This is a genomic window from Lepagella muris (assembly GCF_004793975.1).
GTDB classification, from domain to species: domain Bacteria; phylum Bacteroidota; class Bacteroidia; order Bacteroidales; family Muribaculaceae; genus Lepagella; species Lepagella muris.
This window is the reverse complement of the sequence record NZ_SRYB01000085.1, coordinates 1-690: the sequence shown is the minus strand read 5'-3', so window position 1 is coordinate 690 and position 690 is coordinate 1. Positions and strand designations below refer to the sequence as shown.

1 protein-coding gene is annotated in these 690 nt (G+C 46.5%); it reads left to right on the top strand.

What is annotated here, in order from left to right:
• Window positions 1-16: 16 nt before the first annotated feature.
• A partial coding sequence (locus E5331_RS20105) for an AAA family ATPase (protein WP_168355330.1) occupies window positions 17-690 on the top strand: 674 nt, incomplete at its 3' end.

Below are 690 nucleotides of genomic sequence, written 5' to 3'. Positions count from 1 at the left end.
CTAAAAACAAGGTATTATGAACGATATGCTCGCTTGCATTTCCTCCATCCCCGATACAAGAGGATGGGGAGGGGGATCCTATTCCCAAAGAAATAGCTTCTATCCTACGGATGCTGAAGACTATCTCAAAAGAGAACGTGCCCTTCAGGAGGGAATCTCTATTGTCAGGAATTTGGCGGATAATCCTATCAAGCCAAACCGGATCCAGCAACTGATGAACGAATGTCACTTCGGTCTGCTACAGATCAAGGATGCCAACGAATGGATTGAGGACGCCCTCATGCGTCCGGACCCGGTGGCATTGTGGAAATCTCTATGGTATGAGGAGGAGATATGCTGTCTGTTTGCCGACAGCAACCTCGGTAAATCGGTATATGCCTGCAATATTGCCAACGAAATATCAAAGACAAGACCGGTGCTATACTGTGACTTTGAGCTTAGCGACAAGCAGTTCCAAATCCGTTTCACAAATACCCAGACTCAAAAACGGTATGGGTTCAATAAGAATTTCAAACGTGCGGAGCTGTCGGATGCTGCAAATTACTGTGAACCTTGTAATTTTGAGGAGGCGGTGATCAAGTCGATTGAGGATACGGCGTTAGGGCTAAGTATCAAGACCATAATAATCGACAACCTGACATGGATCTGCAACTCGTCTGACAATGGTGATGCCGCAGGCATACTGATGGC